Source organism: Herbaspirillum hiltneri N3, from assembly GCF_001267925.1.
Taxonomy (GTDB): domain Bacteria; phylum Pseudomonadota; class Gammaproteobacteria; order Burkholderiales; family Burkholderiaceae_D; genus Herbaspirillum; species Herbaspirillum hiltneri.
Map to the genome: position 1 here is coordinate 4,040,557 of NZ_CP011409.1, position 24,959 is coordinate 4,065,515.

21 protein-coding genes are annotated in these 24,959 nt (G+C 58.8%); 20 read left to right on the forward strand and 1 reads right to left on the reverse strand.

Annotation, left to right across the window (positions count from 1 at the left end; translation table 11 throughout):
- Window positions 1–259: 259 nt before the first annotated feature.
- The 7 genes from F506_RS18350 to rbsD all read left to right on the forward strand — a co-directional run bounded on the left by F506_RS18350 (window position 260) and on the right by rbsD (window position 8,239).
- A complete protein-coding gene (locus tag F506_RS18350; protein WP_053199815.1) occupies window positions 260–1,786 on the forward strand; it encodes a transglycosylase SLT domain-containing protein in 1,527 nt (508 codons plus the stop codon).
- Between the two features lie 346 nt (window positions 1,787–2,132).
- Entirely contained in the window at window positions 2,133–3,095 is a 963-nt protein-coding gene (locus tag F506_RS18355; RefSeq protein WP_053199816.1) for a sugar ABC transporter substrate-binding protein, read from the forward strand.
- A 117-nt stretch (window positions 3,096–3,212) separates the two neighbouring features.
- Window positions 3,213–4,754 (forward strand): sugar ABC transporter ATP-binding protein, encoded by a 1,542-nt coding sequence (locus tag F506_RS18360; protein WP_053199818.1) that lies wholly within the window; start codon window positions 3,213–3,215, stop codon window positions 4,752–4,754.
- 40 nt (window positions 4,755–4,794) lie between these two features.
- Window positions 4,795–5,769 (forward strand): ABC transporter permease, encoded by a 975-nt coding sequence (locus tag F506_RS18365; RefSeq protein ID WP_053199820.1) that lies wholly within the window; start codon window positions 4,795–4,797, stop codon window positions 5,767–5,769.
- A gap of 88 nt (window positions 5,770–5,857) precedes the next feature.
- Window positions 5,858–6,856 carry a LacI family DNA-binding transcriptional regulator gene (locus tag F506_RS18370; RefSeq protein WP_053199822.1) on the forward strand — a complete coding sequence of 333 codons (999 nt, stop codon included), beginning with the start codon at window positions 5,858–5,860 and terminating at the stop codon, window positions 6,854–6,856.
- A 60-nt stretch (window positions 6,857–6,916) separates the two neighbouring features.
- On the forward strand, window positions 6,917–7,831 hold the full coding sequence (gene rbsK / locus F506_RS18375; RefSeq protein ID WP_053199824.1) for a ribokinase: 915 nt from the start codon (window positions 6,917–6,919) through the stop codon (window positions 7,829–7,831).
- A gap of 15 nt (window positions 7,832–7,846) precedes the next feature.
- Complete coding sequence (rbsD, locus tag F506_RS18380) at window positions 7,847–8,239, forward strand: D-ribose pyranase (protein WP_053199825.1); 393 nt, start codon at window positions 7,847–7,849, stop codon at window positions 8,237–8,239.
- Window positions 8,240–8,341: 102 nt separating this feature from the next.
- Here the strand turns inward: rbsD and F506_RS18385 are convergent, their stop codons facing one another.
- Complete coding sequence (locus F506_RS18385; RefSeq protein ID WP_235471236.1) at window positions 8,342–9,241, reverse strand: helix-turn-helix domain-containing protein; 900 nt, start codon at window positions 9,239–9,241, stop codon at window positions 8,342–8,344.
- On the opposite strand from F506_RS18385, the gene F506_RS18390 reads away from it, so the two are divergent.
- The 13 genes from F506_RS18390 (at window position 9,137) to tssJ (ending at window position 24,756) form a co-directional block, all read left to right on the forward strand.
- Window positions 9,137–10,291 carry a DUF2345 domain-containing protein gene (locus F506_RS18390; RefSeq protein WP_053199829.1) on the forward strand — a complete coding sequence of 385 codons (1,155 nt, stop codon included), beginning with the start codon at window positions 9,137–9,139 and terminating at the stop codon, window positions 10,289–10,291. The genes F506_RS18385 and F506_RS18390 overlap by 105 nt on opposite strands.
- 31 nt (window positions 10,292–10,322) lie before the next feature.
- On the forward strand, window positions 10,323–11,222 hold the full coding sequence (locus tag F506_RS18395; RefSeq protein ID WP_053199831.1) for a DUF4123 domain-containing protein: 900 nt from the start codon (window positions 10,323–10,325) through the stop codon (window positions 11,220–11,222).
- 28 nt (window positions 11,223–11,250) lie between these two features.
- Window positions 11,251–11,733, forward strand: coding sequence for a DUF3304 domain-containing protein (locus F506_RS22810; RefSeq protein WP_083458023.1), 483 nt, complete (start codon window positions 11,251–11,253; stop codon window positions 11,731–11,733).
- Window positions 11,734–11,762: 29 nt separating this feature from the next.
- On the forward strand, window positions 11,763–11,918 hold the full coding sequence (locus F506_RS23425) for a hypothetical protein (RefSeq protein ID WP_158443137.1): 156 nt from the start codon (window positions 11,763–11,765) through the stop codon (window positions 11,916–11,918).
- A 28-nt stretch (window positions 11,919–11,946) separates the two neighbouring features.
- Window positions 11,947–12,429: a DUF3304 domain-containing protein gene (locus F506_RS22815; protein WP_158443138.1), complete on the forward strand. Its 483-nt coding sequence runs from the start codon at window positions 11,947–11,949 to the stop codon at window positions 12,427–12,429.
- A 2-nt stretch (window positions 12,430–12,431) separates the two neighbouring features.
- A complete protein-coding gene (locus tag F506_RS18400; RefSeq protein ID WP_235471239.1) occupies window positions 12,432–14,585 on the forward strand; it encodes a T6SS phospholipase effector Tle1-like catalytic domain-containing protein in 2,154 nt (717 codons plus the stop codon).
- A gap of 9 nt (window positions 14,586–14,594) precedes the next feature.
- Window positions 14,595–15,878, forward strand: coding sequence for a hypothetical protein (locus F506_RS18405; protein ID WP_053199833.1), 1,284 nt, complete (start codon window positions 14,595–14,597; stop codon window positions 15,876–15,878).
- The gene (locus F506_RS22820) at window positions 15,875–16,189 is read left to right on the forward strand and encodes a PAAR domain-containing protein (RefSeq protein WP_167552708.1); all 315 of its coding nucleotides are present in this window, start codon (window positions 15,875–15,877) and stop codon (window positions 16,187–16,189) included. The genes F506_RS18405 and F506_RS22820 overlap by 4 nt, the downstream gene beginning before the upstream one ends.
- Before the next feature lie 41 nt (window positions 16,190–16,230).
- Window positions 16,231–19,761, forward strand: a complete 3,531-nt coding sequence (locus tag F506_RS18410) for an ImcF-related family protein (RefSeq protein WP_053199836.1) — start codon at window positions 16,231–16,233, stop codon at window positions 19,759–19,761.
- 5 nt (window positions 19,762–19,766) lie between these two features.
- The gene (gene tssA / locus F506_RS18415; protein ID WP_053201774.1) at window positions 19,767–21,341 is read left to right on the forward strand and encodes a type VI secretion system protein TssA; all 1,575 of its coding nucleotides are present in this window, start codon (window positions 19,767–19,769) and stop codon (window positions 21,339–21,341) included.
- A gap of 19 nt (window positions 21,342–21,360) precedes the next feature.
- Window positions 21,361–23,160 carry a type VI secretion system baseplate subunit TssF gene (gene tssF / locus F506_RS18420; protein ID WP_053199837.1) on the forward strand — a complete coding sequence of 600 codons (1,800 nt, stop codon included), beginning with the start codon at window positions 21,361–21,363 and terminating at the stop codon, window positions 23,158–23,160.
- Between the two features lie 86 nt (window positions 23,161–23,246).
- On the forward strand, window positions 23,247–24,206 hold the full coding sequence (gene tssG / locus F506_RS18425) for a type VI secretion system baseplate subunit TssG (protein ID WP_083458317.1): 960 nt from the start codon (window positions 23,247–23,249) through the stop codon (window positions 24,204–24,206).
- A gap of 31 nt (window positions 24,207–24,237) precedes the next feature.
- A complete protein-coding gene (tssJ, locus tag F506_RS18430) occupies window positions 24,238–24,756 on the forward strand; it encodes a type VI secretion system lipoprotein TssJ (protein ID WP_053201776.1) in 519 nt (172 codons plus the stop codon).
- Window positions 24,757–24,959 lie beyond the last annotated feature (203 nt).

Below are 24,959 nucleotides of genomic sequence, written 5' to 3' on the forward strand. Positions count from 1 at the left end.
AACATAAGTGAATTTTTACTTGACGAGTGAAAAGGGGCTTACGTACACTCCGTCTAGTCTCCAAATCCACCGGCTTGCAAGCCGTTTTTAGATAAACGGGCGATTTTGTTGTTTTTTAATGACAGAACCGCCGGACGCATCATTGCTTTCGTTCGGACACATACTTCCTGGAAGGAGGTGGCGTGCATCCGAGACGACCGGTGAATTTACAATGCGAAGTTAAACGCTTCTTCAGCCTCAGGCACAGGATCACGTACCCATGCAGCTAACATTCCGGAAACTGGCGATCGCAACGCTTTTCTCTCTCGGTACCCCCCTCCTGGCCCACGCCAACGACATCTCGATCTACCCCGCAGCTTTCAACGCCATCAATCCGAACGATCCTTCGTCCGCGCTGCCGGGCATGGAAGACATCGATATCTGGGCGCGCATCCGCAAGGGCTTCGGCATTCCCAATCTGGAAAACCCGCTGGTCGACAACCAGACCCAGTGGTATAGCTCGCGCCCTGACTATATCCAGCGTACCACCGTGCGTGCATCGCGCTATCTGTTCCACGTCGTGCAGGAACTCGAAAAGCGCGGCATGCCGACCGAACTGGCGCTGCTGCCGTTCATCGAATCCGCCTTCAACCCGCAAGCGCTGTCGACCGCCAAAGCGGCCGGCATGTGGCAGTTCATTCCCTCGACCGGGCGCGACTACAACCTGAAGCAAAACCTGTTCACCGACGAGCGCCGCGACGTGCTGGCCTCGACCGATGCAGCGCTGACCTACCTCCAGAAACTCTATGGCATGTTCGGCGACTGGCAACTGGCGCTGGCCGCGTACAACTGGGGTGAAGGCTCGGTGCAGCGCGCCGTCAACCGCAACCTGGCCGCCGGCCTGCCGATCGATTTCAACACGCTGTCGGCGCAAATGCCCAACGAGACGCGCAACTACGTGCCGAAGCTGCAAGCCGTCAAGAACATCATCGCCATGCCGGGCGACTTCGGCATCGACCTGCCCAAGGTCGACAACCAGCCCTACTTCGTCACCATCGGCAAGACCCGCAACATCGACGTGAAGGTGGCTGCGCAACTGGCCGAATTGTCGCTCGACGAGTTCAAGGCGCTCAACCCGCAGTTCAACCGCCCGGTCATCATCGGCGGCGACGACACCAAGATCCTGCTGCCGGAAAGCAACGCCGAGAAGTTCAAGACCAACATGTCCAAGTTCACGCAGGCGCTGAGCTCGTGGACCGCCCATACCGTGTCGAGTGCGCGTGAGCGCATCGAAACCATCGCCAGCCGCTTCGGCACCACGCCGGACGTGATTCGCAGCGTCAACCAGATCCCGCCGAAGATGGTCCTGAAAGCCGGCTCCATGATTCTGGTGCCGAAGACCGAAACCTCGATGGAAGCCGACATCACGCCTGAAATGGCCGACAGCGCCCGCCTCGCCGTGGCGCCGGACGTGCCCGACTTCAAGCGTATCTACGTGAAGGCCGGGAAGCGCGATACGCTGGCCTCGATCGCCAGCCGCTACCGCGTCAGCGTGGTCCAGATCAAGCAATGGAACAGCCTGCACCGCGACACGCTGGCCAACGGCCAAAGCCTGCAGCTGCAAGTGCCTTACCAGACGCCTGCCGCCGCGCCGATACGCGTACGCCAGGTCATCCATGCCCCGGCCAAGCCTATCCGCAAGGCGCCCGCCGTGGTGGCCAAGAACACCCGCGCCGCGCCGGCGCCGGCGCGCAAAGGCGCCGCGCAGATCACGCTGGCGTCGGAAAGCGGCAACCGCCGCCGCTGATATCGGCAGAGCAGGTTCAGCGACGACGGAAAGGCCGGGACGCGTTCCCGGCCTTTTTTATTTCGGCGGATTTTTCCCGCACTGCAAAACGACAGGCTTCATAGCGCTTTTGCCGGGCGCATCCCCATCAATTCGCTATTTTCTTCTCGGAATATGTCGACAATACGGTGCATCGCCTGCCGCGCCGCCGCATAAGTCATCGCTCCGCGCGCCTTCATTTTCCGGAAATCCGGTGCTATGATTCAGTCGCGCAAACGTTTGCGCGCAAATGCAGAACACCCCAATAACAGCATGCCGATCCACACGAATTGCTGCTCACATCGAATATCTGGAATCTGGAGACATCATGAATAAACGTATCCGCCTCAAGCTGATTGCCGCCGCCGTCCTCGTTTGCGCCCTGCCGGCCCTGCCCGTGCTGGCGCAGGCCCAAACTGCCGCCAAGCCCAAGGTCGCGCTGGTGATGAAGTCGCTGGCCAATGAATTCTTCCTGACCATGGAAAACGGCGCCAAGGAGCACCAGAAGGCGCATGCCGCGCAATACGACCTGATCGCCAACGGCATCAAGGACGAGCAGGACACCGCCAACCAGATCAAGATCGTCGAACAGATGATCGTCTCCAAGGTCAGCGGCCTGGTGATCGCACCGGCTGATTCCAAGGCGCTGGTGCCGGTGATCAAGAAGGCCATCGACGCCGGCATCATCGTGGTCAACATCGACAACAAGTTCGACGACGCCGCGCTGAAGGAAAAGGGCATCACGGTGCCGTTCGTCGGCCCGGACAACCGCAAGGGCGCCAAGCTGGTCGGCGACTTCCTGGCCAAGCAGATCAAGAGCGGCGACAAGGTCGCGATCATCGAAGGCGTCTCGACCACCTTCAATGCACAGCAACGCACGCTGGGCTTCCAGGACGCCATGGGTGCAGCCGGCGCCAAGGTGGTGTCGGTACAATCGGGCCAATGGGAAATCGATCCGGGCAACAAGGTCGCCGCTTCGATGCTGAACGCCAATCCTGACATCAAGGCGATCCTGGCCGGCAACGACAACATGGCGCTGGGTGCGGTGGCCGCAGTCAAGGCTGCCGGCAAGACCGGCAAGGTGCTGGTGGTCGGCTACGACAACATCAACGCCATCAAGCCGATGCTCAAGGACGGCCGCGTACTGGCGACCGCCGATCAGTTCGCTTCGCAGCAAGCCGTGTTCGGCATCGAAACGGTCCTGAAAGCACTGGCCGAGAAAAAGCCGCAAAGCAGCCTGAGCGGCGCGGTTGAAACCAAGGTCCAGCTGGTGACCAAGGACAGCAAGTAAGCCATAGAGAAATACCGGGCGGGACGCGCGTGCAGCGTGTGCGTTCTGCCCACACCGGCCCACACCGCAATCAAGCAACACCGAATTCCTGAACCACACCTTTACGGTGGAGACTGCATGTCCAATCCATCATCCCCGGCTTTGCTGTCGCTCAGCGGCATCGGCAAGACCTACATCGAACCGGTGCTCGCCGAGGTCTCGCTGGAAATCCGTCCGGGCCAGATCCTCGCGCTGACCGGCGAAAACGGCGCCGGCAAAAGCACGCTGTCGAAAATCGTCTGCGGCCTGGTGCAATCCACCACCGGCGCCATGCGGCTCGACGGCCAGCCGTACCAGCCACGCTCGCGCACCGAGGCCGAACAGCTCGGCATCCGCATGGTGATGCAGGAACTGAATCTGATCCCAACGCTGAGCATCGCCGAAAACCTGTTCCTGAACCAGTTGCCGCAACGCTTCGGCTGGATCGACAAGCCGAAACTGGCCGCACTGGCGCAAGCGCAAATGGCAGCGGTCGGCCTGACCGACATCGATCCGTGGACGCCGGTCGGCGAACTCGGCGTCGGCCATCAGCAAATGGTGGAGATCGCGCGCAACCTGATCGGCAGCTGCCGCCTGCTGGTGCTGGACGAACCCACCGCGATGCTGACCAGCCGCGAAGTGGAATTGCTGTTCGCGCAGATCGCGCGGCTGCAATCGGAAGGCGTGGCGATCATCTACATCTCGCACCGCCTGGAAGAATTGAAACAGGTCGCCGACCGCATCGCCGTGCTGCGCGACGGCAAACTGGTCTGCGACGACATGATCGACGGCTACAGCAGCGACGCACTGGTGCAACTGATGGTCGGCCGCGCCGCCGAAGCCGAACTTGATCTCGGCCATCGCGAGATCGGCGCACCGCTGCTGCGCGTGCGCAATCTGGGCCGCGGCAACGCCGTGGCGCCGGCTTCGTTCGACTTGCGCGCCGGAGAAATCCTCGGCATCGCCGGCCTGATCGGCTCGGGGCGCACCGAACTGCTGCGCCTGGTCTTCGGCGCCGACCGCGCCGATCAGGGCGAAGTCTTCATCGGCGACCAGGCTGAAGCGGCCGATATCCGCTCGCCGAAACAGGCGATCGCCGCCGGCATCGCCATGATCACCGAAGACCGCAAGAGCCAGGGCCTGCTGCTGCCGCAGTCGATCGCCGTCAACACCACGCTGGCAAAACTCGGCGATGTCAGCAAGATGGGACTTCTTGACGGCGACGCCGAAGCGACCGTCGCCGGCGACTACATCAAGCGCCTGCGCATCCGCTCGCGCGACGGCTCGCAAGCAGCCGGTGAACTGTCCGGCGGCAACCAGCAGAAAGTCGTCATCGCACGCTGGCTCTACCGCGATTGCCCGATCATGCTGTTCGACGAACCGACGCGCGGCATCGACATCGGCGCCAAATTCGACATCTACAAACTGATGGCCGATCTGTCGCGCCAGGGCAAGGGCCTGCTGATCGTCTCCAGCGACCTGCGCGAACTGATGCTGATCTGCGACCGCATTGCAGTGATGAGCGCAGGCAAACTGGTCGATACCTTCGAACGCGGCCAATGGAGCCAGGAAGCGATTCTCGCCGCGGCGTTCAGCGGCTACATGAATTCGCCGTCCGCTACCGCGGAACAAACCGCCTGACCATGACGACACCAACACACACGCACAATAAGCCGAGATCATGACCCATCCCAACCGCACCTTTTCCGTCTACGGCCTGTCCGCTGTCAAGAACTACCTCGGCCTGATCGGCGCCCTGCTCGCCATGTGCGTGCTGTTCTCCTTCCTGAGCGAGAACTTCCTCACGCTGGGCACGTTCAGCACGCTCTCCAACGACATCCCGACGCTGGTCGTGATGGCGGTCGGCATGACCTTCGTCCTGATCGTCGGCGGCATCGATCTGTCGGTCGGATCGGTGATGGCGCTGGCCGCATCGATCCTGTCGATGGCGATGGTGCGCTGGGGCTGGCCGCTGTTTGCCGCCGGCCTGCTCGGCATCCTCGTCGCCAGTTTGTGCGGCATGCTGACCGGCCTGATCTCGGTCGGCTGGCGCATTCCCTCCTTCATCGTTTCGCTGGGCGTGCTGGAAATGGCGCGCGGCATGGCCTACCAGGTCACCAATTCCCGCACCGAATACATCGGCAGCGCGGTCGACGGCATCAGCTCGCCGATTTTCCTCGGCCTGTCGCCGGCCTTCATCGCGTCGATTGCAGTCGTCGTCATCGGCCACCTGGTGCTGACGCGCACGGTGCTCGGACGCCACTGGATCGGCATCGGCACCAACGAAGAAGCGGTGCGCCTGGCCGGTATCGATCCGCGTCCGAGCAAGATCCTGGTGTTCGCACTGATGGGCTTGCTGGCCGGCGTCGGTGCACTGTTCCAGGTGTCGCGCCTGGAAGCGGCCGATCCCAACGGCGGCGTCGGCATGGAGCTGCAGGTGATCGCGGCGGTCGTGATCGGCGGCACCAGCCTGATGGGCGGACGCGGCTCGGTCATCAGCACCTTCATCGGCGTGCTGATCATCTCGGTACTGGAAGCCGGGCTGGCGCAGATCGGCGTGTCCGAACCGATGAAGCGCATCATCACCGGCCTGGTGATCGTCGCTGCCGTCGTGCTCGACACCTATCGCCGCCGCGGCGAACGCAACACGCATTGACACGCATTGACACGCATTGACACGCATTGACATGCATTGATACCCGCCAGGCCGTACCGGACAACATACATTCAGCGACAAGAAAAACATGGCAACCATCAAGGACGTAGCGCGCCACGCAGGTGTTTCGTACACCACCGTGTCGCACGTGCTGAACAAGACCCGCCCGGTCAGCGCCGAGGCGCGCGACCGCGTGCTGGTGGCAGTCGAGGCGCTGGCCTACGTACCCAGCGCATTGGCGCGCTCGCTGCGCAGCAACGCCACCGGCAGTATCGGCCTGATCATCCCGAACAACACCAATCCGTATTTTTCGGAAGTGGCGCGCGGGATTGAAGACAGCTGCTACCAGGCCGGCTACAGCGTGATCCTGTGCAACTCCGACGACGATCCCGACAAGCAGCGCGACTATCTCAACGTGCTGCTGACCAAGCGCTGCGACGGCCTGATCGTGGCGACGCTGGCGCAGACCGACGGCGAACTGCTGCGCAAGATGAAAGTGCCGACCGTGTTGCTCGACCGCGCGCCGAAAGACATGGCGATCGACCTGGTGGCGGTCGACAACGCCGCCGGCGGCGCGCTGGCAGCGGAGCATTTGCTGGCGCTGGGACGCCGTCGCATCGCCTGCATCGGCGGTCCCGAAAGCCTGGACATTTCCTCGGAACGCATCGCCGGTTTGCGCCGCAAACTGCAAACCGCCGGCATCGCCATCGCGCCGGATCAGCTGGCTTACGCAGACTTCACCAGCGCCGGCGGTTATGCCGCAGCGCGTGCGCTGCTCTCCGGCGCGCAAGCGCCAGACGCCATTTTCTGCTGCAATGACCTGATGGCGATCGGCGCGCTGCGTGCCGCCGCCGAGCGCGGCATCGACGTGCCGGACGCCTTGTCGGTAATCGGCTTCGATGACATCGACCTGGCCAGCTTCGTCCACCCGCCGCTGACCAGCGTGTCGCAGAACACGCGCACGCTAGGCCAGCTGACTGCGCAATGCCTGCTCGAACGCATTGCCGATCCGACGCGCCCGGTGCAGCGCCAGACCATCACGCCGCAATTGCATGTGCGCGGTTCGACCGTACGTTCGGCAACGTAAGCGCATGGCGGCACAACGGCATCCATTCAACAACACCATTCATCAACCGGTCGGAAACACATGATAGTCATCATCGGCAGCATCAACATGGATCTGGTCTTGCGCGTGCCGCGCATGCCGCTCCCGGGAGAAACCATCACCGGCGGCCAGTTCCGCACCATCCCCGGCGGCAAGGGTGCCAACCAGGCGGTGGCCTGTGCACGCCTGAGCGCAGACGACGTCAAGGTCGCGATGGTGGCCTGCCTGGGCGACGACGCCTTCGGCGCCGAGTTGCGCGCCGCGCTGCGCAAAGACGGCATCGACGACAGCCATGTCACGACGATTGCAGGCACGGCGTCCGGCATCGCCTCCATCCTGGTCGACGACAACGGCCAGAACAGCATCGTGCTGGCTTCCGGTGCCAACGCCGAACTCAGCCCGGCCCACATCGACGCCGCACGCGGCCTGATCGAACAGGCGCGCATCGTCGTGCTGCAACTGGAGTCGCCGCTGCCGACCGTGATCCACGCCATCCGGCTGGCGCATGCGCTGGGCAAGACCGTGGTGCTCAATCCGGCTCCAGCACAAGCCTTGCCGACCGAATTACTGGGACAAATCGATTACCTGGTGCCCAATGAAATCGAAGCTGCGATGCTGGCCGGCATGCCCGCCAGCGGAATTGACAATGACGAACAGATCGCCGCAGTGATCAGCAAGTTGCGTGCGGCCGGCTCGACCAACGTGCTGGTCACGCTGGGAGACAAAGGTGTCTATGCGGCGCTGGAATCCGGCTCCGAACATGTCGACGCGCAAGCGGTCAAGGCGGTCGACACCACCGCCGCCGGCGACACCTTCATCGGCGGTTTTGTCGCCGCGCTGGCGGAAGGCCGCAGCGAAGCCGAGGCCATCGCACTGGGCCAGCGTGCGGCAGCCATCAGCGTGGCACGCGTGGGCGCGCAAACATCCATTCCTTCCCGCCGGGAAGTGGCAGACTGAGCAAGGAGAACCGACATGAAGAAAACACCGCTGCTCAACATCGCGCTGTCGCAACTGATCGCCTCGCTCGGCCACGGCGACAGCATCGTCATCGGCGATGCCGGCCTGCCGGTTCCTCCCGGCGTGCCACTGATCGACCTGGCGCTGACGCGCGGCGTCCCCGGCTTCATGGATACGCTGCAAACCGTGCTGGCCGAAATGCACGTCGAACATCATGTGCTGGCCGACGAACTGGCTCAGCGCAGCCCGCAACTGGCGCAGCAAGTCGGGCTGCTCGGCCTGGCCGGCAAGCAGACCTTGCCGCATGAGGAATTCAAACGCCGCACGCAGCAGGCGCGTGCAGTGATACGCACCGGCGAGTTCACTCCTTACGCCAACATCATCCTGATTTCGGGCGTGACGTTTTAAAGGATATTACTCCCCGGCGCCGGATCGAAATCGCACAATCGCATTGTTGAAGCTAGGCATCGAATAAAAAGAATGTCTGGCCTGGAGGTTGATAAATTGACGCTAGTTTCGCCCAGGAATATGAAAGAGAATGTTGTAAAAGGTCTTGACGAGAATGTCCAGGATGGCGGGTTTTTCGACAACAGAGACTTTGTAGCGTTCTACCATGCGAGCGATATCAGAGCCGACGGTTTGCTGAGTTCGCAACTCGCCGGTCAGAATGGTGATGGGCACATTTGACTGTTGAGCCTCCCGAATATATTCAATTGCCGGTTCGGACGTCACATCCGTATCGATGCTCCAATCCAGAATATAAGCTTCAAATGGCTGCACACGTACGACTTCCAACAGCGAGTCAACATCATTGAAGGCAGAAACTTGTATCCCTTGCCTGGCGAACAACGCGGTAATCCCGTCTGGAATATCTGCACAATCATCCAATGCTGCAATACGCGGGGCCGGTAAAGGGGTCATCCGGAGAACCTTAAAAGCAGGTCTTCCTTCAGGTGCCTTCGCACCAGGAATCACTACCCACCCCTCGTTTTCCTTGATAGCGATCAAGGTTTCCTCTGCCGAACTTTCCAGCATGTGTCCGCGGTCCAAGATGCAACGCTGCGGGATATTACTGAGCTTCAGAATGGCGTTCCACGGCTCAGATTTGTAAATAGTTTTGTACTGGGTTGGCTTTTTTTCGTCGGGAATGTGGAAAGTTGTGATGTCTTCGGGCGGCGGTGAATCAGGCTTGCCAAATTTTTGATCCAGCAGAGCGCGTTGGGCAGATGTCCAACCACGCAAACCAGAGAACTTCTGCTGAATGGAGACCTGCTCCAGCCCCAAAAGATCGGCAATGACTTTTGCTTGCTGACGGCGTTCTACACCTTGGTTGGTCAGGATGGCGCGGAGGTGAGCGCCCCGTTGCGTCTGGCGAAACCATTTGCCGGCGCCAACGAAACGGGTTTCCACTTCCCGATCATCGACGGCACGGAAGCGGCGATTGCCTTCATGGACGGTAATCCGAACAAACCCTACATCGCCCACCTGCACCACAACAGCCGTCACCCGGATCACATCACCACCGAGAACCGCTGGCTGAGCCGCAACGTCATCCGCACGCAGAGCAACAACAAGCTGCGCATGGAAGACTGGAAGGGGCAGGAACACATCAAGCTCAGCACCGAGCATTCCGGTAAAAGCCAGCTCAATCTGGGGCATCTGGTGGACAGCCAGCGCAAGGAGCGTGGACAAGGTGTTGAATTGCGCACCGATGCGCACGCGGCGATCCGGGGCGGTAAAGGCGTGTTCATCAATGCAGATGCACAGCCAGGAGCGCAAGGTAAACAGTTGGACATGCAGGCCGCACAAACCTTGCTCGAACAGGCCTTGCAGCAAACGCAATCCCTGGCAGAATCAGCAAACGCGGCGCAGGCCCTCGCGGCCGACTGTGAACAGCAACGTGCGTTGCTCAACGACACGCTCCTCTCTCTCAAAAGAGCAGGCATCCTGGCCAGCGCACCAGCCGGTATTGCGCTGACTTCCGGTTCCCATTTGCAATTGGCGGCGCAAGAGCATTTCATTGCGACTGCCGGCGGCAATGCCGACATCAGCGTCATGAAGCGATTTACGGCGGCAGCTGGTGAAGCAGTCTCGCTGTTTGCGCAAAAACTCGGTATGAAGTTGTTTGCCGCCAAGGGCAAAGTCGAGATCCAGGCGCAAAGCGACGACATCAACATCATCTCCGACCGCAACATGTTCATCACCAGCGCCAACGGGCGTGTCACCGTCGAGGCCAAAGACGAACTGTTGCTCAAATGCGGCGGTTCCTATATCCGCATCAACGCCTCCGGCATCGAAGACGGCACGCCCGGCGCAAGCGTTGTGAAAGCGGGTAGTCATGGACGACCAGGCCCTGCTTCCTTGCCTCCGGCCTTGCCGCAATTGCCTAAGAGTGTGTGTAAGGAGTGCTTGAAAGAAGCCTTGCGAGCCCGTGCGAAGACCTCGGTACCGAATATTTGAGACTCGATTCATTTCATCCAAAGGAATCACCATGTTCTTCGGCGTTGACCCTCACCAAGACAATCTGCCAGAGCTGCTGGATGCGGCACTGAACGCAATCGAACAAGCGCGCAGGGAGCAGGCCGAGTCGCCGCTGCATACCTACGCCCTGATTGACTGCGCGTTTGACGATGCCTGGGGCAGTGCGTTGTTGTGGCAACAAAGTCAGGCCGTCAAGACGCATTATGTGCGTTCGCTTTATACCGCGTCTCGGCTTGAAGCGCTGGAAGAATGCGCGCCGTTCTTGGTGATCGTTGACCATGATAACCGTACGCGCATGCTCACCAATCTTCTTGCCAGAACCGGCGGCAAGCCGATGCTTACCTTCATTCAAAGTCCGCTGGATTTGTTCGCCCTGCAAAAACACCTAGTGCGTTTTAGCCAGATCGAGACGCCGGACACGCTGGTATTGCCTCTTCGCTTTGCCGATAGCGTTGGTTTACCGGACATCCTGGAGGTATTCGATGAGGACCAGCGTGCAGCGTTATTGAGTGGCATTACCGCATGGCACACCATTGACCGTCGAGGGGGTATGGCCACGATCACTGGTACCTGCCACGACGCTGGGCTGTACGCGACACCAGACTATGGCGACATTGACTGCATTCCCTTCAGCGAGGCGCAGTTTGTGGCGTTGGTCGATAGTGCTGAGGCGGATGAAATTTTAGCGGAAGTGGTCGATAGCACGACGGAGATGTGTCACGACGAAAAAATATCTACCTTATTTGAAAAAATAAAAGCCGCGCTGGGAGAAATGGATCAACGTCATATTAAAGATGCGGAAGACCGTAGAGTTCTTACCAGACGCAGTTTGAATGCGCGAAATAGTAATGAAATCACAGCCATGCTCGACGTGTATCAAACGCAAGGAATAACGGCCTCTATGGCGTGATTTAGATAATCCACAAAAGGAAATAAAAATGGTGGTGAAGAAAATATTTTTACTGATTAGTGTGGCTGTCTTAACTGCCTGCAACGCAACCGCACCCGTCGTAGCGGAGACAAAAAAAGAAACGAAACCGTATGTGTATATACCTAGGATATCTGTGTCTGTTTCATGTGTCTCACATGATGAAGCTCCCTACATCTCTCAGTTCTATGTGGAAGAACCTACGAGAAGACGCATGGCAGGTGGTACTTGCGGTGGGTTAATTGCGGCGGGCTATCTTTTGCCAGAAAAATGGACTCCCGGTATGAAGGTCAAAGTTCGCTGGAAGCCGAATGGTCGCGATTTCATAGAGAAAACAACCAATATCATACGGTATGACGAAGCAGGAACGATCTATGTTCATTTTTTAAAAAATGATCAGGTACGGGTGGTTTCATCTGCAAGATATGCGGCACAGAGTCCAAAACATCCCATACCAGAGAATGTCATCGTTCCCCCAGCGGAGGAGCAATAATCACGAGCGCACCAATCTACTCAGCTCCCGTGAAAATCGTTGCTGATGCTGAAAGAGAACTGATGGCAACGGAGGAAGAAGAAATCGCGCTGAAGGATTTACTCAGAGCGCCGGTGGTACGCACACCAAGCGGAAACCCTCTTCCGCCTCGCCAAAAATTACAAACACATGAAATTTGCGCCTGACGGCTTTCTGTCCAACGAGGAAATAAAAATGATGATTAGAAAAGCATTGCTGATATTCAGTATCGCTGCATTAAGCGCTTGTAACGCAACTGCACCCGTCGTAGCGGAGACGAAAAAAGAAACGAAACCTTATGTGTATGTGCCTGAAATTGCGGTATCAATTGAATGTGTAGCGCATGAAGGTTCTCCTTACATATCTCAGTTTTATGTAGGGGAGCTGACTAGGAGGCGCATGGCAGGTGGCAGTTGTGGAGGAACAATTGCAGCAGGTTACCTTTTGCCAGAAAAATGGACTCCGGGCATGACGGTCAAAGTTCGCTGGAAGCCGAATGGTCGCGATTTCATAGAGAAAACAACCAATATCATGCGGTATGACGAAGCAGGAACGATCTATGTTCATTTTTTTAAAAATGATCAGGTACGGGTAGTTGCTGCTGCATTTGATGGGCCGGGAAATCCGGGGCATCCCATTTCCATGGCATTGACAAATCCCCCGCCGGAGGATCAATAGTCATGAGCGCACCAATCTACTCAGCTCCCATAAAGATCGTTGCTGATGCTGAAAAAGAACTGATGGCAACGGAGGAAGAAGAAATTGCTCTGAAGGATTTACTCAGAGCGCCGGTGGTACGCACACCAAGCGGAAACCCTCTTCCGCCCTGCCAAAAAATGGTCAGAATTGGTCTGTTTTTTGACGGTACCAATAACAACATGGATCGTGATCAACCCCAAAATGGACACACTAATATTGTTAGATTATTTGAGGTTCATAAGCATATTGAAGGACAAGATTATTTGAAGGATTCCAGCTGCTTCCGCTTTTATATCCCCGGTGTTGGCACTCGCTTCCCAGAGAATCAAGAATGGAGCGAAACAAAGGATGGCAAATCCATGGGTAAGGGAGGACAGGCACGAATTCTATTTGGCATATTGCAAGTCTATAACGCTGTACACCGGGCCTTTAATGAAAATCGTGCTCTATATTCGGACGACCAAATCACCGCCAAACTAAAAAGCTACACTCGCGACGTCGAACAGAATTACGACAAAGAATATCCCGAGCACGTGCGCCGCCAAAAATGGTTCACACAGTTGCGAGATGAACTGAACGACAAGCTGCAAGCCCAGCGTGACATCATCATCCAGCCGCGCATTCCCATGATTCGCGTGGCCGTGTTCGGTTTTTCTCGCGGCGCCATTGAGGCGCGCAGCTTCTGCTACTGGCTTCACGCTGCACTGGAGGAGAAGAACACCCTGGCGGGTATGCCGATACAGATCAATTTTCTTGGCCTGTTCGACAGTGTGGCGTCGATTGGTATTGCCGACTCCGCTTCCAAGACCACGCTCTTGAAGTTTGCCGATGGCCACTTCAGCTGGGCGGCGGAGACTTTGACGGCGTTGCCTTCGCTGGTCAAAAAAACCGTGCACTATATTGCCGCGCACGAGCAGCGCATGAACTTCCCCATCACGCGCGTCAAAGGCGGTAATGTGCACGAAGTGCTATACCCCGGCGTGCACTCTGATGTCGGTGGCGGCTATTGCCCCAAGGAGCAGGGACGCGGCATAACCGTGGGCCAGATGGTGTCTCAGGTGCCGCTGCTGCATATGCATAAAATCGCCCGCCTGGCGGGTGTGCCCTTGGTGACTTATCGCCAGATGCCTTCCGATCTGCAAGCCGACTTCGCCTTGAGTCCCGAGTTGGCCGCGAACTGGAATGCCTATATGGCCGCATGGCTGCGTGCTGGTACGCCAGAGGAAGCCGCTACCGACGGTCAGAAGTCTGTCGAGCCATCTGCCAATGACAAGTCCGGGGAAGATCCTGCCACCAACAACTTCGGCGGCACGTACGATCAACACATCCAGAAACACATGTCGCTGTACTACCGTTTTCGCTCCCGCTGGCTGGGCCGCATGGCACACCTGCCCGCCTGTCAGCGCGCCACCCCGCAAGAACAGCAAGACATGGTCAGTTACGACGACTTGTTCAAGGGCGACATGCAACTCCTGGCCGAGCGCGCCAAGGGCGGACGGCCAAGACAGCGCGATGTCTACGGCGACGACATCAAGCTGTATGGGCCAGGCAATGAACAGATCGCCAATCAGACGCAGTTGCAACGGGCGGATGCGCGCGCCCATCCCGACACCTGGGAAGCGCTGGCGCTCCAGGTCTTCGAAGAACAAAAGGGGCAGTCGAGTAGCAACGGCATTGCCTTGCTGGAAGAGCAGGTGCACGATTCTCTGGCCGGGTTCTATCTGGCCGGTTACATCAGCACAAACGAGAAGGCAGAAAAGATACGCGAGTGGCAAACCAAGCCGCCGTCGAAGAATGACCGCTACCACTATCAGGCCTGGCAGAACTTCCAACAGGCCAAAGAAGCCAATCCCAAGCTGCAAGACGTGCTGGACGAGAAGGCTGAGCTGGCTAGGCAGGCAGAGAATGCCCGGTTTAACGGCCGCATTGGTGAGATGGAAGCCATACAGCGCCGAATTGCCTTCACCGACGACGAAGCCACCCTGCTGACGCAGGACGCCAAAGGCAATCCGATCTTCCCGGTGCAAAAGGACAGCGACGCCAAAGAATTGCGCAGCGGCGTCATCACCACGCAAACCGGGACGCTGCGCGAAGGCGGCGGCTATCTGGTGCCGCGTCATGTGTTCTTGCCGTAGGGGGACGCCATGGCTGTCGATTTTGCACAACTGCCCAACGAAGTTGCCGTTCCCGCCGACAAACCACGCTTCTGGCTCTGGATGTCGGTGTTTGCAGTGCTTACCTTGGGCGGTGTCGCCACCGTGTTGCTGATGTGGTCGGCGGATATGCCGACTCAAACACCGCAGTTCTGGATCACGTTGATCGGATTTCCGACGGGGCTGGCGGCGCTGGTGGTGCTGCGCCGTTATGCCATGCATGAGGGGGCGGTACTCGACGCGCTGGCGCATAACGAAGTGTGTCAGCAATATCGTGCGCAAGTGTTTGACTATGCCAGCCAGCCGTTGGCGTTGATCGATACCGCCTACTGTCTATCCGGCGACGAGCAACAAAATCGGGAGGCCATTGCGGCGATGGCTAACGGCTCGCTTGAACTGAAGCTGAATACCCCGCTGATTCCTGGTGCGCAGGCCGTGAAAGCGCGCTGGCTGGAGATGCCCGATGTTCACCTGCATACTGGCTACGCCGCCAATGACCGTCAGCGCCAACACGCCACCTTGGGCTGGCTGTTTGCGCGGTTGCTGCAAGGCCTCAATACCCGCCTGCAGGCCTTGCCAGCGCGCGTGCCTTTGTCCGTGCAGTTGAACGTAGCTTGCGCGTTGCCCGCCGAAACAGTCACCGCACTGTGGCAAACCGCCTGGGATGCACGGGCTTTGCGTGCGGCCGACGTCGATCATGTGGCGGCAGCAGCGGACTTGATGACGTTGGATGATTGGCTCGATCACGCACTGCAAGCGGAGTATCAGGAAGCCCGGCTAATGGTGACTGTGCAGCTGCGCGCCTTGCTGGATACGCCGCCCTCAGAAGGTGCTGCCGAAGCCGGCGCTGCCGTGCTGTTGATGCCGGAGGCCCTGGCTTATCAGTATCGTATCGCGGCCAATCGCTACCTGCATCGCCCGGAGCGCGCACGTCATCAGGAGGTAAGAGAGAGCCTGGCGCACGCACTGCAATGGGCCAGGCTGGAAGGAAAAAGTTTGCGGCAGATTTGGTGTGCCGGTCTGGATCCAGGCCAATACCATCAATGGAGCGTTCCGGCAAGTCAACTGGGTGTCGATGCAAACGATGTCCTTCTCGATGCAAGCGTAGGGGACACCGGCATCGCCGCCCCCTGGCTGGCGCTGGCATGCGCGCATGCAGCAGCGGTGGATGGCGGCGCCCGACTACTGCTCTGTGCGCAAGAACACACGGTCGATTGCGCAGTGTTGCGCGGGCCACCACAGAGTAACGCTGCCGCGTCAGCGACAGCGACATGACACAGGAGAATTTCGATGCGACGTTACGATATTGCAAGGGCGATAAAACTACCGCCGACGGTACCGTGAAAGCGGGAAACAGCAGCGACCGTCTTGGCGATCTTGGCGATCGCGAACAAGCCTACGAGCACGATCCGGTCTGGTGTCCTGCCTGTAAGACCATGGGCAAGATTATCTGCGTCGGTCCGCGCATTCCCTCGACCGGCTCCGATGGCCGTGAGGCGGCGTTGAGCGACGACTTATGCGTATGCCGTTGCGACCCCAGGCCGCGTTTGCTTGCTTCACAAAACACCTCCTATACCGAGATATAGGTCGTTGGCTTTTTTATTTTGACAATAACAAGTATTTCATCATGCAAAAATTACGCTTAGACCTTCTATGTATTTTGATTTTCGCTGTCGTACTAGAGGCGGGGATCCGGATCTGGGGGAAGTTTTTTGGTATTACTACCCCCGAGTCCATCAGACTATGGTCTTCAGTGATCGCTGGTAGCGCCTTGTTGTGTGCGCTGGTGATGTTGTTTGATGGATGGGGGCGGCTTTCCGACGCATGGCGCAATGTGATGAAATCCTTGAAGTTGAAGGTTCCCGTCGTGCGTCATGCCATGCCGGCTGGTTTTTATAACCGAGCGGCCGATATTGATACGTCCGCCGTCCCGCAAAAGACGCCGAATGCTTCTCCTTTTGAGAATTTGCCCGGTCAGATGCGTGCGCGTCATGGTTGGCGTTGGCATTATCGCCAGCGTTTTCTGCTGTTGACTGGCGATAATGCGGCGGTGACGAAATTGTTGCCGGAGCTGGAAGAACAGAGTTATGCGATCACGGAAGACGCTGTCCTGTTTTTTGCGCGCACCGATAGCGAAGGTCAGCCTGACGTGGCCTGGTTAAAGCAACTCTATAAACTACGTCGCCGTCGTCCGATTGATGCGGTAGTACTGACCGTGGGTCAGGCGAGTGCACTGGCTTCGACTCGCCGTGCCAGCAGCACCTATAGCTTGCTCTTGGCGCGTATTGCAGAAGAGCTACATTGGCGTGCGCCGGTGTTGGTGCTGGATCTGCATAGAAACGATAAGCAGGATCATGGCGCCGTGGTGGGTAGTGAGTTTGCTCCGCATGCCGATGCCAGGGAAATTGAAGTAAGCTTGCTCTCGCTATGTCGCCGCCTGGCATCGATCACGGTGCAGCAATTGGGTGACAAGCGAGATGACCGCTACGCCGGAGAACTGTCGCAACGCCTTGAGGGCCGCAGTAAGGTTCTGGCGCCATGGATTGCCGGGCTGAATCAGGTCGTGACAGGTGCATTCTTTGCTCCCTTTCCCAATCCACACGGCGTGGCCACTGCAGGCAAAGATCCCATGAGCAGTGCCGATCTGCCTTTGTGGCGTCACTTGAGCAATGTCGTACGCACGCAACGCGGCCGTCGCGTCGGCGCTCACCCCGAAACAGTATTGAGCGTCATTACGCTGACCGGCCTGGGCATCTGGATGACCGGCATGCTGGCCTCCGCCGTCATCAATCAAACCGACATCACGGCTCTGCAGCAAGTCGCACAGCGCCTTAAAAAGCCGCCGCAGGTCGCCAGCCGCTTGCGCGCGCTCCTCAACGTGCAACAGGAAATCAGCCGTTTCGAATACCGCACCGCGCATCATGCGCCGTTGCTGACGCGTTTTGGGTTGAATCGCGACAAGGAAATCCTGCAAGCACTGTGGGCGCCGTACCGTGAGGCCAGCCAGCACCTGCTGGTCGCACCCGTGCAACAAATGCTGGAAACCGAGTTGATCGACTTAGCGCAGCTGCGCAGCGATCAACTCGACAAGCAGGCCGGCAGCTTTGCGCTGGACGGTCATCAGGCACTTAAAAGTTACCTGATGCTGGCCGAGCCGCCACGCAGCGACACCGCATTCCTGACGCCGCAGCTGATTCGTCGCTGGCAGCTCGATGCTCATCTCCTGGCAGGCGAGCAGCGCGATCTGGGCGAACGCCTGCTGACCTTCTACAGCAACCATCTGGCCGCCCATCCTGACTGGAAAATCACCCCCAGCGCCGGCCTGGTGCAAGCGGCCCGCCAGACCTTGCTGGCCGCCATCGGCGTACAGCATGCCGACACCACGCTGTATCGCCATATCGTCACCGCCGCGACTGACAAGTATCCTGACCAGACGCTGGCGTCCCTGACCGTGGGGACCGACCCGCGCGGACTGATCCGCAACCACGCCATCGTGTCCGGCGTCTTCACCCGCCAGGCTTATGAAGGCGCCATCGCCCCGGCCATTGTCGAAGCCGCCAAACGCAATACGGTCGCCCGCGACTGGGTGTTGACCGGACAGGCGCAGCCAGCAACGCAGACCCCGGACCAATCGCCGCAAGCCTTGCAGGCCGCCTTGACCGCACAATACTTTGCCGAGTACGCCGAGCAATGGCAGATGTTCATGAACAACGTGCAATGGGAGGCAGCCCCGACCATGCCGGCGGCCATTGAACAATTGAAGTTGATGACTGATGCGCGCCAGTCGCCGGTCATCGCCCTGATGAAATCCTTGCAGTACCAGGGGACTGCCGGTGTGCGGCAGGCATCCTTGTCCGACACGCTGGTGGCCAAGGCACAAGACCTTCTCACCGCCACCAAAGCCACGACGCCGCCAGCCCTGCAAAATGACCCGGCCGGACCGCTGGGCAGCACCTTCAGCCCGGTATTGCGCCTGATCGGCAACGCCGACGGCAATGGCAATGGTAATGGCAATGGTAATGGCGGCGCCGACAGCACGAACACCCATGTGCCAGCCAACAGCGACCTGAGCCTGCAACGGTATCTGGACCGCATCAGCGCCTTGCGCCTGCGACTGCAACAGATCAACAGCAGTCCCGACGCCGAAGCACAAGCCAAACAACTGGCCTTATCGCTATTTCAGGGAAAAGGTTCCGAACTGGCCGACACGCAAGCCTATGCGCAACTGGTCGCCGCCAGTCTGGGCGAACAATGGGCCAGCATGGGGGATGCACTGTTCGTGCGGCCCGTCGTGCAAGCCACGCAGACGGTATTGCAACCGGCGCAGGCCGGCTTGAACGAAGCCTGGAACAACACCGTCGCGGCAGCCTGGTACAAGGCATTCAGCGGCCGCTACCCATTTGCTCAAACCGACAACGATGCCTCCTTGCCGGAACTGGCCCGATTCCTGAGACCGCAAAGCGGTTTGATTGCGAGCTTCCTGCAGTCGCAACTGGCGGGCGTGCTGGAGTTGCAAGCAGACCAATGGGTACCCCACGCCGGCAGCAAACTCAATTTCGATCCAGGCTTTCTGGCAGCAATCAATACGCTGCAACGCCTTGGTGCACGCCTGCTGGTGCAAGGAGAGCCGCAATACCGCTTTGAACTCAAACCGATGCCCACGCCAGGCATTGAGGACAGCACGCTGATCATCGATGCCCAGAAGCTGCGCTACCGCAACGGACCCCAGACATGGCAAAACCTGGTGTGGCCGGTCAACCAGACGCAGGATGCCGGCACGCTCCTGCAATGGCAGACCGACCAAGCCGGTACCAACAAGCACTATGAGTTCTCCGGTCGCTGGGCCTTGGTGCGTCTCTTGGAGCGCGCCCGCATCGAACCGATCGACAGCGCCACCTATCAACTGACCTGGCAGGCGACACCCGACGTACCAGTAATCAGTGCACCAGTGATCAGCTCCGCCTCCAAGCTTGATCCAGACAACCTGATGCCGCGCGCACCGATGGCGCCAGCCTCTGCCGAGCTGGTGTATCCCTTGTCGTATGTGATGCGTACCGAAGCCGGACGCGGGCCACTGGAAATGCTGGCTTTGCGTGATTTTGCGTTGCCGTCGCGGATTTTTGTGGCGGCGTCGCGTGGTGCCGCCACCAGAAAGTGAACATCATGATGAACAAACTCTTGCATGCTTTGTTCGGCAGTCGCCCCCCTACCGATCTGGCACGTTCCACACAAGCGCGCTGGGATGACTGGTTGCAGCCGATCAGTCCGGACTCGCCTATAGGCGGCGACCTGACTTATGACGACGACTTTTTAGCCATCAAGGAAGAAGTCGCTAAATTCTCCGATATCGACGACACCCTGATCGTCGACAGCGCCGAACGCCTGTTAAAACACAGCGCCAAGGATGTGCGTCCGGCCGTGTATTACGTCTACGGGCGTCTGCGTCAAGAGGGTGCGGAAGGGCTGGCCTCGGGCCTGGAGCTGCTCTCGGCGCTGGTGGATCGCTTCGGCGATCAACTGCTGCCGCGACGCGCCGAAAGCCGCAAGGTCGCCTTGGAATGGCTAACCGGCGCCACCTTCGCCAATCGCCTGGAGCGCGTGCAAGGTCTGGAAGGCGTGCTGCTGGAACGCAGTTTGTCGGCGCTGGCCTTGCTCACCGAGCGCACGGCAACATGGCCCGAAGCGGCGCGGCCGGAACTTGATGGACTGTACCGCCGCTTTGAATCCTGCATGGAAAACGCACACGAATCCCCCTTGTCTGCCGTGTCGGCACCGAGTGCTCCGGGCGTCAATACCGCCTTACCCGCTGCCGGTGAGATTGCTTCCAGCCGCGACCTGCTGGAACGCGCCCGGCAGATGGCCTTGTTCTTGCGCGAGCAGCCGCACGGCTATCTGGCTGCGTATCGCCTGTTGCGCTGTGTGCGTTGGGACACGTTAATTGACGTGCCGCCGCATGACATCAGCGGCAAGACCCGCCTGGTCGCGCCGCGCACCGAACTGCGCGCGCAATTAAAACGCCTGCTGCTGCAAAAGCAATGGCCGGAACTGCTCGACCGCGTGGAACAGGCATTCGCCGAAGGCGCCAATCATTTCTGGCTGGATTTGCAGTACTACGCGCATACGGCGCAAGAACATGGCGGCGGAGATTATGCGCAGGCCCGCGATCTGGCCGCCACCGATTGCGCCTTGATGCTGGGACGCTTGCCAGGTATTGAGAGGCTGTCCTTTGACGACGGTACGCCATTCGCTGAAGACGTGACACTGGAATGGATCGCGCGCCATGCCACAGTACGCGACATCGAACGCGGCGAACCGGTTGCGCCTGTCGCCGTGACATCCGGTCACGTCGACTGGGCTGAAATGGAGGCGCAAGCCAACGACATGTTGGCGCAGCGAGGACTGGAGACGGCCTTCGCGTGGTTGCAAGGCTTGCCTTCCCAGAAAGGCGAACGCGACTACTTTCTCCGGCAACTGGTGATGGCGCGCGTGGCCGAACGCGCCGAGCGGCAAGACACGGCGGTGCATCTACTGACGACTGCCGATGCCACAGCCCAGCGTTACATGTTGTATGCCTGGGAACCAGCATTGGCCTTTGATGCCAAGTTGCACCTGCTGCGCTTACTCAAGCTGCGCGTCAGCCGCAAGGACGCAGACAAAGCCGTCATCGTCCCGCGCATGGATGTACTAGCTGGCGAGTTGACAGCGCTGGACCCGGCGCGTGCTGTTGGCTTGGCTTGACCCTAACCCTCCTCACACGATGACCACACCCACCAAAGACCACGACATCCTGCGCTACTACGAAGCAGAAATGCGCTACCTGCGCGAAGCCGGCAAGGAATTTGCACAGGCTCACCCCGACCGTGCGCGCATGCTCAATATCGACCGAGTTGGCGAGCGCGACCCGCATGTCGAACGTTTGTTTGAGGGCTTTGCCTTTTTGATGGGACGCCTGCGCCACAAACTCGACGATGAGTTGCCGGAGCTGACCGAAGGACTGGTCAGCATGCTGTGGCCGCATTATCTGCGCATGATTCCCTCCCTGTCGATTCTGGAGCTCACGCCGGAATATGGCGTTCTGCAACGGCATGAGGTACTGGAAGCCGGCCTGGAGGCGGTCTCCGACCCCATTGGCGAGGAGAGCGTCGAGTGCATCTATCGGACGACGCAAGACGTCGATTTGTACCCCCTGAAATTGATCGAGGCGGCGCCGCTGACGCGGGACGACGGCCGTTCTGTCATCCGCCTGCGCCTGGCTGTACAGGGACAAGCACAGCGCGAGTTGCTGACTGTGCCGCGCCTGCGGCTGTATCTGAACGCCGACCGTCCGGTGGCTCTGGCGTTATATAAGGCCTTGACGGCAGCGCCGCTGGCCGTGCAAGTACGTGTGCCGGGGCATCCTGCCCATGCTCCCGGCGCACCGCAGCTCATGCCGGACTTGCGGCTGGAGCCTGCCGGCTTTGCCGCTGACCAGCGGCTATGGCCGAAGGCTGACAATGCCTTCGGCGGCTATCAGCTGTTGCTGGAATATTTCACCTTTCCGGAAAAATTCATGTTCGTCGATCTACTCGGACTGGACATGCAGACCATTCCTCTGGATGCGCCGTATTTCGATGTGGAAGTGGTATTGGAAAAATCCTATCCGGACGACATGCGCTTTGGCACCGACAACGTGCGTTTGTACTGTACACCGATGGTGAATCTTTTTGAGCTGGAAGCCGATCCGATCAGCGCCACCCATCTGGAGACTGAGTATCGGGTACATGCCATGGCGCATCACGGCGAGCACGTTGAGGTGTATGCGGTCGAGTCGGTACGCGGCTTTGAGGTTGCATCGGGCGAGCGTTTTGAATACGCGCCGTTTGCCGCGTTCCGTCATCGCGGCGGCATGCTACGCCACGATATGCCGGAGCGGTATTTCCATACGCGTATGCGGCGCGGCCCGTCGGGCAATGTCGACGCCTGGCTGGTGCTGGGCGGACATCTCTGGGAACAGCAGGATCGTTTGCCGCAGGAAATTCTGTCGCTGTCGGTCACAGGAACCAATGGCATGCTGCCACGTAAAGGATGGCGAGAAGCAGGAATCCGCCGCATGCGCGGTGGCTTTGCCAATGTGAGCGCGGTGCGCAATCTGACTGCACCCACCTTGCCGGTGTATCCACCGACCGGCGACCGTTTTCATTGGCGTGTGCTGTCGCATCTGGCGCCCAATTATCTGTCCTTGCTCGATGCCGAGATATTGCGCGGCAGTCTGGCGTTGTATGACTGGACGGAAGGCGAGATGAACAAACGCCGCATCGACGCCATTATCGATGTGCGTCATCGTCCTCTGCAAAAGCTGGACAAGGGCGGGTTGCTGCGCGGCGTGGAAATTGAAGTCACCCTGAACGGCAACCAGTTTGCCGGCGAGGGGGATATTGAATTATTCGGCGAGATGCTGAACCGTTTCCTGTCGCTGTATGCCACCTTAAATCTGTACACCCGGCTGGTGGTCGTGGCGCAACCGAGCGGCCGACGACTCATCTGGGGCGATACCAAAGGCGAAGGAGCACCGTTTTGAATGCGCCTTATCTGACGCCGACACCGGTCGTCCGCGGTGAGTCTGACCGGCCTTTGCTGCCCGCCTTGCTGGAGCAGGCGCCGCAGATGAATTTTTTTCGGTTCTGCGAATTACTGGAGCTGGCCGCACCGCACCTTCCTGCCTTGGGCAGCAGCGATTCGCCGACTCTGGAGCCGGTGCGTTTTCGGTCGCGCAAGCGTCTGGGATTTTCCAACCGGGAAATCGATACGATCGAGCGCGATGACGATGATCCGACAGCGCCGCCGTCGGTACGCACGACGTTTTTGGGCTTGTATGGCGTCGATGCGCGCATGCCCGCGTATTTCATCGATGAAATCGCCCAGAACCGCGAAGGCGCCGAACCGCTGGCGGCATTTTTGGACATGTTTCACCATCGTATCGTCACGCAGTTTTACCGGGTATGGCGCAAGTATCGGTATCCGGCCGGATTCAGGTCCAATGGGCAAGACGACATCTCGCGCTATTTGTTGAGTTTTGCTGGGTTGGGGATCGGCAACGCCGCCAAGACGCAACAACATGTCGGTACGCGTAAATTACTTTCGATGCTGGGCCTGGCGGGGCAAAAGACACGCACTGCGGAAGGATTAATCGGGGTCTTGCAGCATGCGGTCCCGGATGCGCAGATTGAGGTGGAAGAGTTTCATCCGGTATGGATTCACTTGACTGACTTTGAGCGCATGCCGTTGGGACAAAACTGCGTCCTGGGTCGTGGCTTTTACGATCGTGCCAACGCGATCCGGGTGGTGCTGCGTCCGCAGTCGCGGGAGTCGGTACTTGGCTTGATGCCGGGGAAAGCGCAACACAAGGAGGTGATGGCCTTGTTGCAGTTCTATCTTGGCTATGAGGCGCAGGCGCACCTGCACATGGAGGTCAGACCGGAACTGATGCCCGCGCCGGCCTTGAATTCGAGCGACGTGCGGCTAGGGTATTCAAGCAGATTGCCCGATCCCGCATTGGTAAATAAAAATGACCGTGCCGTGCGCGTTCAGCTCGGTATTTATGACGGATCGGGAACGGCACATTGAAGTGTTCAACAAAGATAAAAGGAATCAAATCATGAGAAATCAATTTAAAATCGGCGCGACGACATGCGTGCTCGTTGGGCTTGCCGGTTGTGGTGCTTTTCAAGCGACCAAAGACAGCGCCGTGGATGCAGCGAAATGGGCCTTCACGACGCAAATCAAGACGATGAATATCGATCTGCTTGCGCGTTCGTCGTTGAACCCGGACAGCGGCGGGCGTTCATTGTCGACGGTGGTGCGGATTTATCAATTGAAGACCGCAAAGAATTTTGAGAAGCTGGACTATATGCAATTGCAGCGCGATGACATTGACGCTTTGAAGCCGGATTTGTTGGCGACCAAAGATATTGTGTTGCGTCCGGACGCCAATGCCAGCATCAGTGAAGCAATGAACAGCGAAGCGGAATACGTGGGTGTCGTTGCCTTCTTCCGTGATATGGATAAAACCTCGCAATGGAAACTGATCCTGCCGAAAAAGCAGTGGAAGAAAACCGATCCGGTAAAGATAGAAGTTCGGGAGAGCGTTCTGGAACTGCAAGCTAGCGAGAGTTGAGCCTCTTAAGTGCGTCGTTGAACCAAGTCACGCATTGGCCGCAACCGATGCTCCTTCGACACAAAGTCTTCCAACTTGGCACCTGTGAACAGGATTTCCTGCATTTCATCACTTCCCCGCATCGTATTCTTCCCAGAATAAAAACACGATATCAATAACGGCCGCATCGTAAACTCTGCTTACATTGGGAAAAATTTCAACAG

What these genes read in the sequence shown, in the direction of transcription:
- tssA (WP_053201774.1), top strand. Translation starts at nt 19,767, where the DNA reads ATGATGAACAAACTCTTGCATGCTTTGTTCGGCAGTCGCCCCCCTACC.
- rbsD (WP_053199825.1), top strand. Translation starts at nt 7,847, where the DNA reads ATGAAGAAAACACCGCTGCTCAACATCGCGCTGTCGCAACTGATCGCC.
- F506_RS18370 (WP_053199822.1), top strand. Translation starts at nt 5,858, where the DNA reads ATGGCAACCATCAAGGACGTAGCGCGCCACGCAGGTGTTTCGTACACC.
- F506_RS18360 (WP_053199818.1), top strand. Translation starts at nt 3,213, where the DNA reads ATGTCCAATCCATCATCCCCGGCTTTGCTGTCGCTCAGCGGCATCGGC.
- tssG (WP_083458317.1), top strand. Translation starts at nt 23,247, where the DNA reads ATGAATTTTTTTCGGTTCTGCGAATTACTGGAGCTGGCCGCACCGCAC.
- F506_RS18350 (WP_053199815.1), top strand. Translation starts at nt 260, where the DNA reads ATGCAGCTAACATTCCGGAAACTGGCGATCGCAACGCTTTTCTCTCTC.
- F506_RS18410 (WP_053199836.1), top strand. Translation starts at nt 16,231, where the DNA reads ATGCAAAAATTACGCTTAGACCTTCTATGTATTTTGATTTTCGCTGTC.
- F506_RS18405 (WP_053199833.1), top strand. Translation starts at nt 14,595, where the DNA reads ATGGCTGTCGATTTTGCACAACTGCCCAACGAAGTTGCCGTTCCCGCC.
- rbsK (WP_053199824.1), top strand. Translation starts at nt 6,917, where the DNA reads ATGATAGTCATCATCGGCAGCATCAACATGGATCTGGTCTTGCGCGTG.
- F506_RS18365 (WP_053199820.1), top strand. Translation starts at nt 4,795, where the DNA reads ATGACCCATCCCAACCGCACCTTTTCCGTCTACGGCCTGTCCGCTGTC.
- F506_RS22810 (WP_083458023.1), top strand. Translation starts at nt 11,251, where the DNA reads ATGGTGGTGAAGAAAATATTTTTACTGATTAGTGTGGCTGTCTTAACT.
- F506_RS18395 (WP_053199831.1), top strand. Translation starts at nt 10,323, where the DNA reads ATGTTCTTCGGCGTTGACCCTCACCAAGACAATCTGCCAGAGCTGCTG.
- tssJ (WP_053201776.1), top strand. Translation starts at nt 24,238, where the DNA reads ATGAGAAATCAATTTAAAATCGGCGCGACGACATGCGTGCTCGTTGGG.
- F506_RS18355 (WP_053199816.1), top strand. Translation starts at nt 2,133, where the DNA reads ATGAATAAACGTATCCGCCTCAAGCTGATTGCCGCCGCCGTCCTCGTT.
- F506_RS22815 (WP_158443138.1), top strand. Translation starts at nt 11,947, where the DNA reads ATGATGATTAGAAAAGCATTGCTGATATTCAGTATCGCTGCATTAAGC.
- tssF (WP_053199837.1), top strand. Translation starts at nt 21,361, where the DNA reads ATGACCACACCCACCAAAGACCACGACATCCTGCGCTACTACGAAGCA.
- F506_RS22820 (WP_167552708.1), top strand. Translation starts at nt 15,875, where the DNA reads ATGACACAGGAGAATTTCGATGCGACGTTACGATATTGCAAGGGCGAT.
- F506_RS18400 (WP_235471239.1), top strand. Translation starts at nt 12,432, where the DNA reads ATGAGCGCACCAATCTACTCAGCTCCCATAAAGATCGTTGCTGATGCT.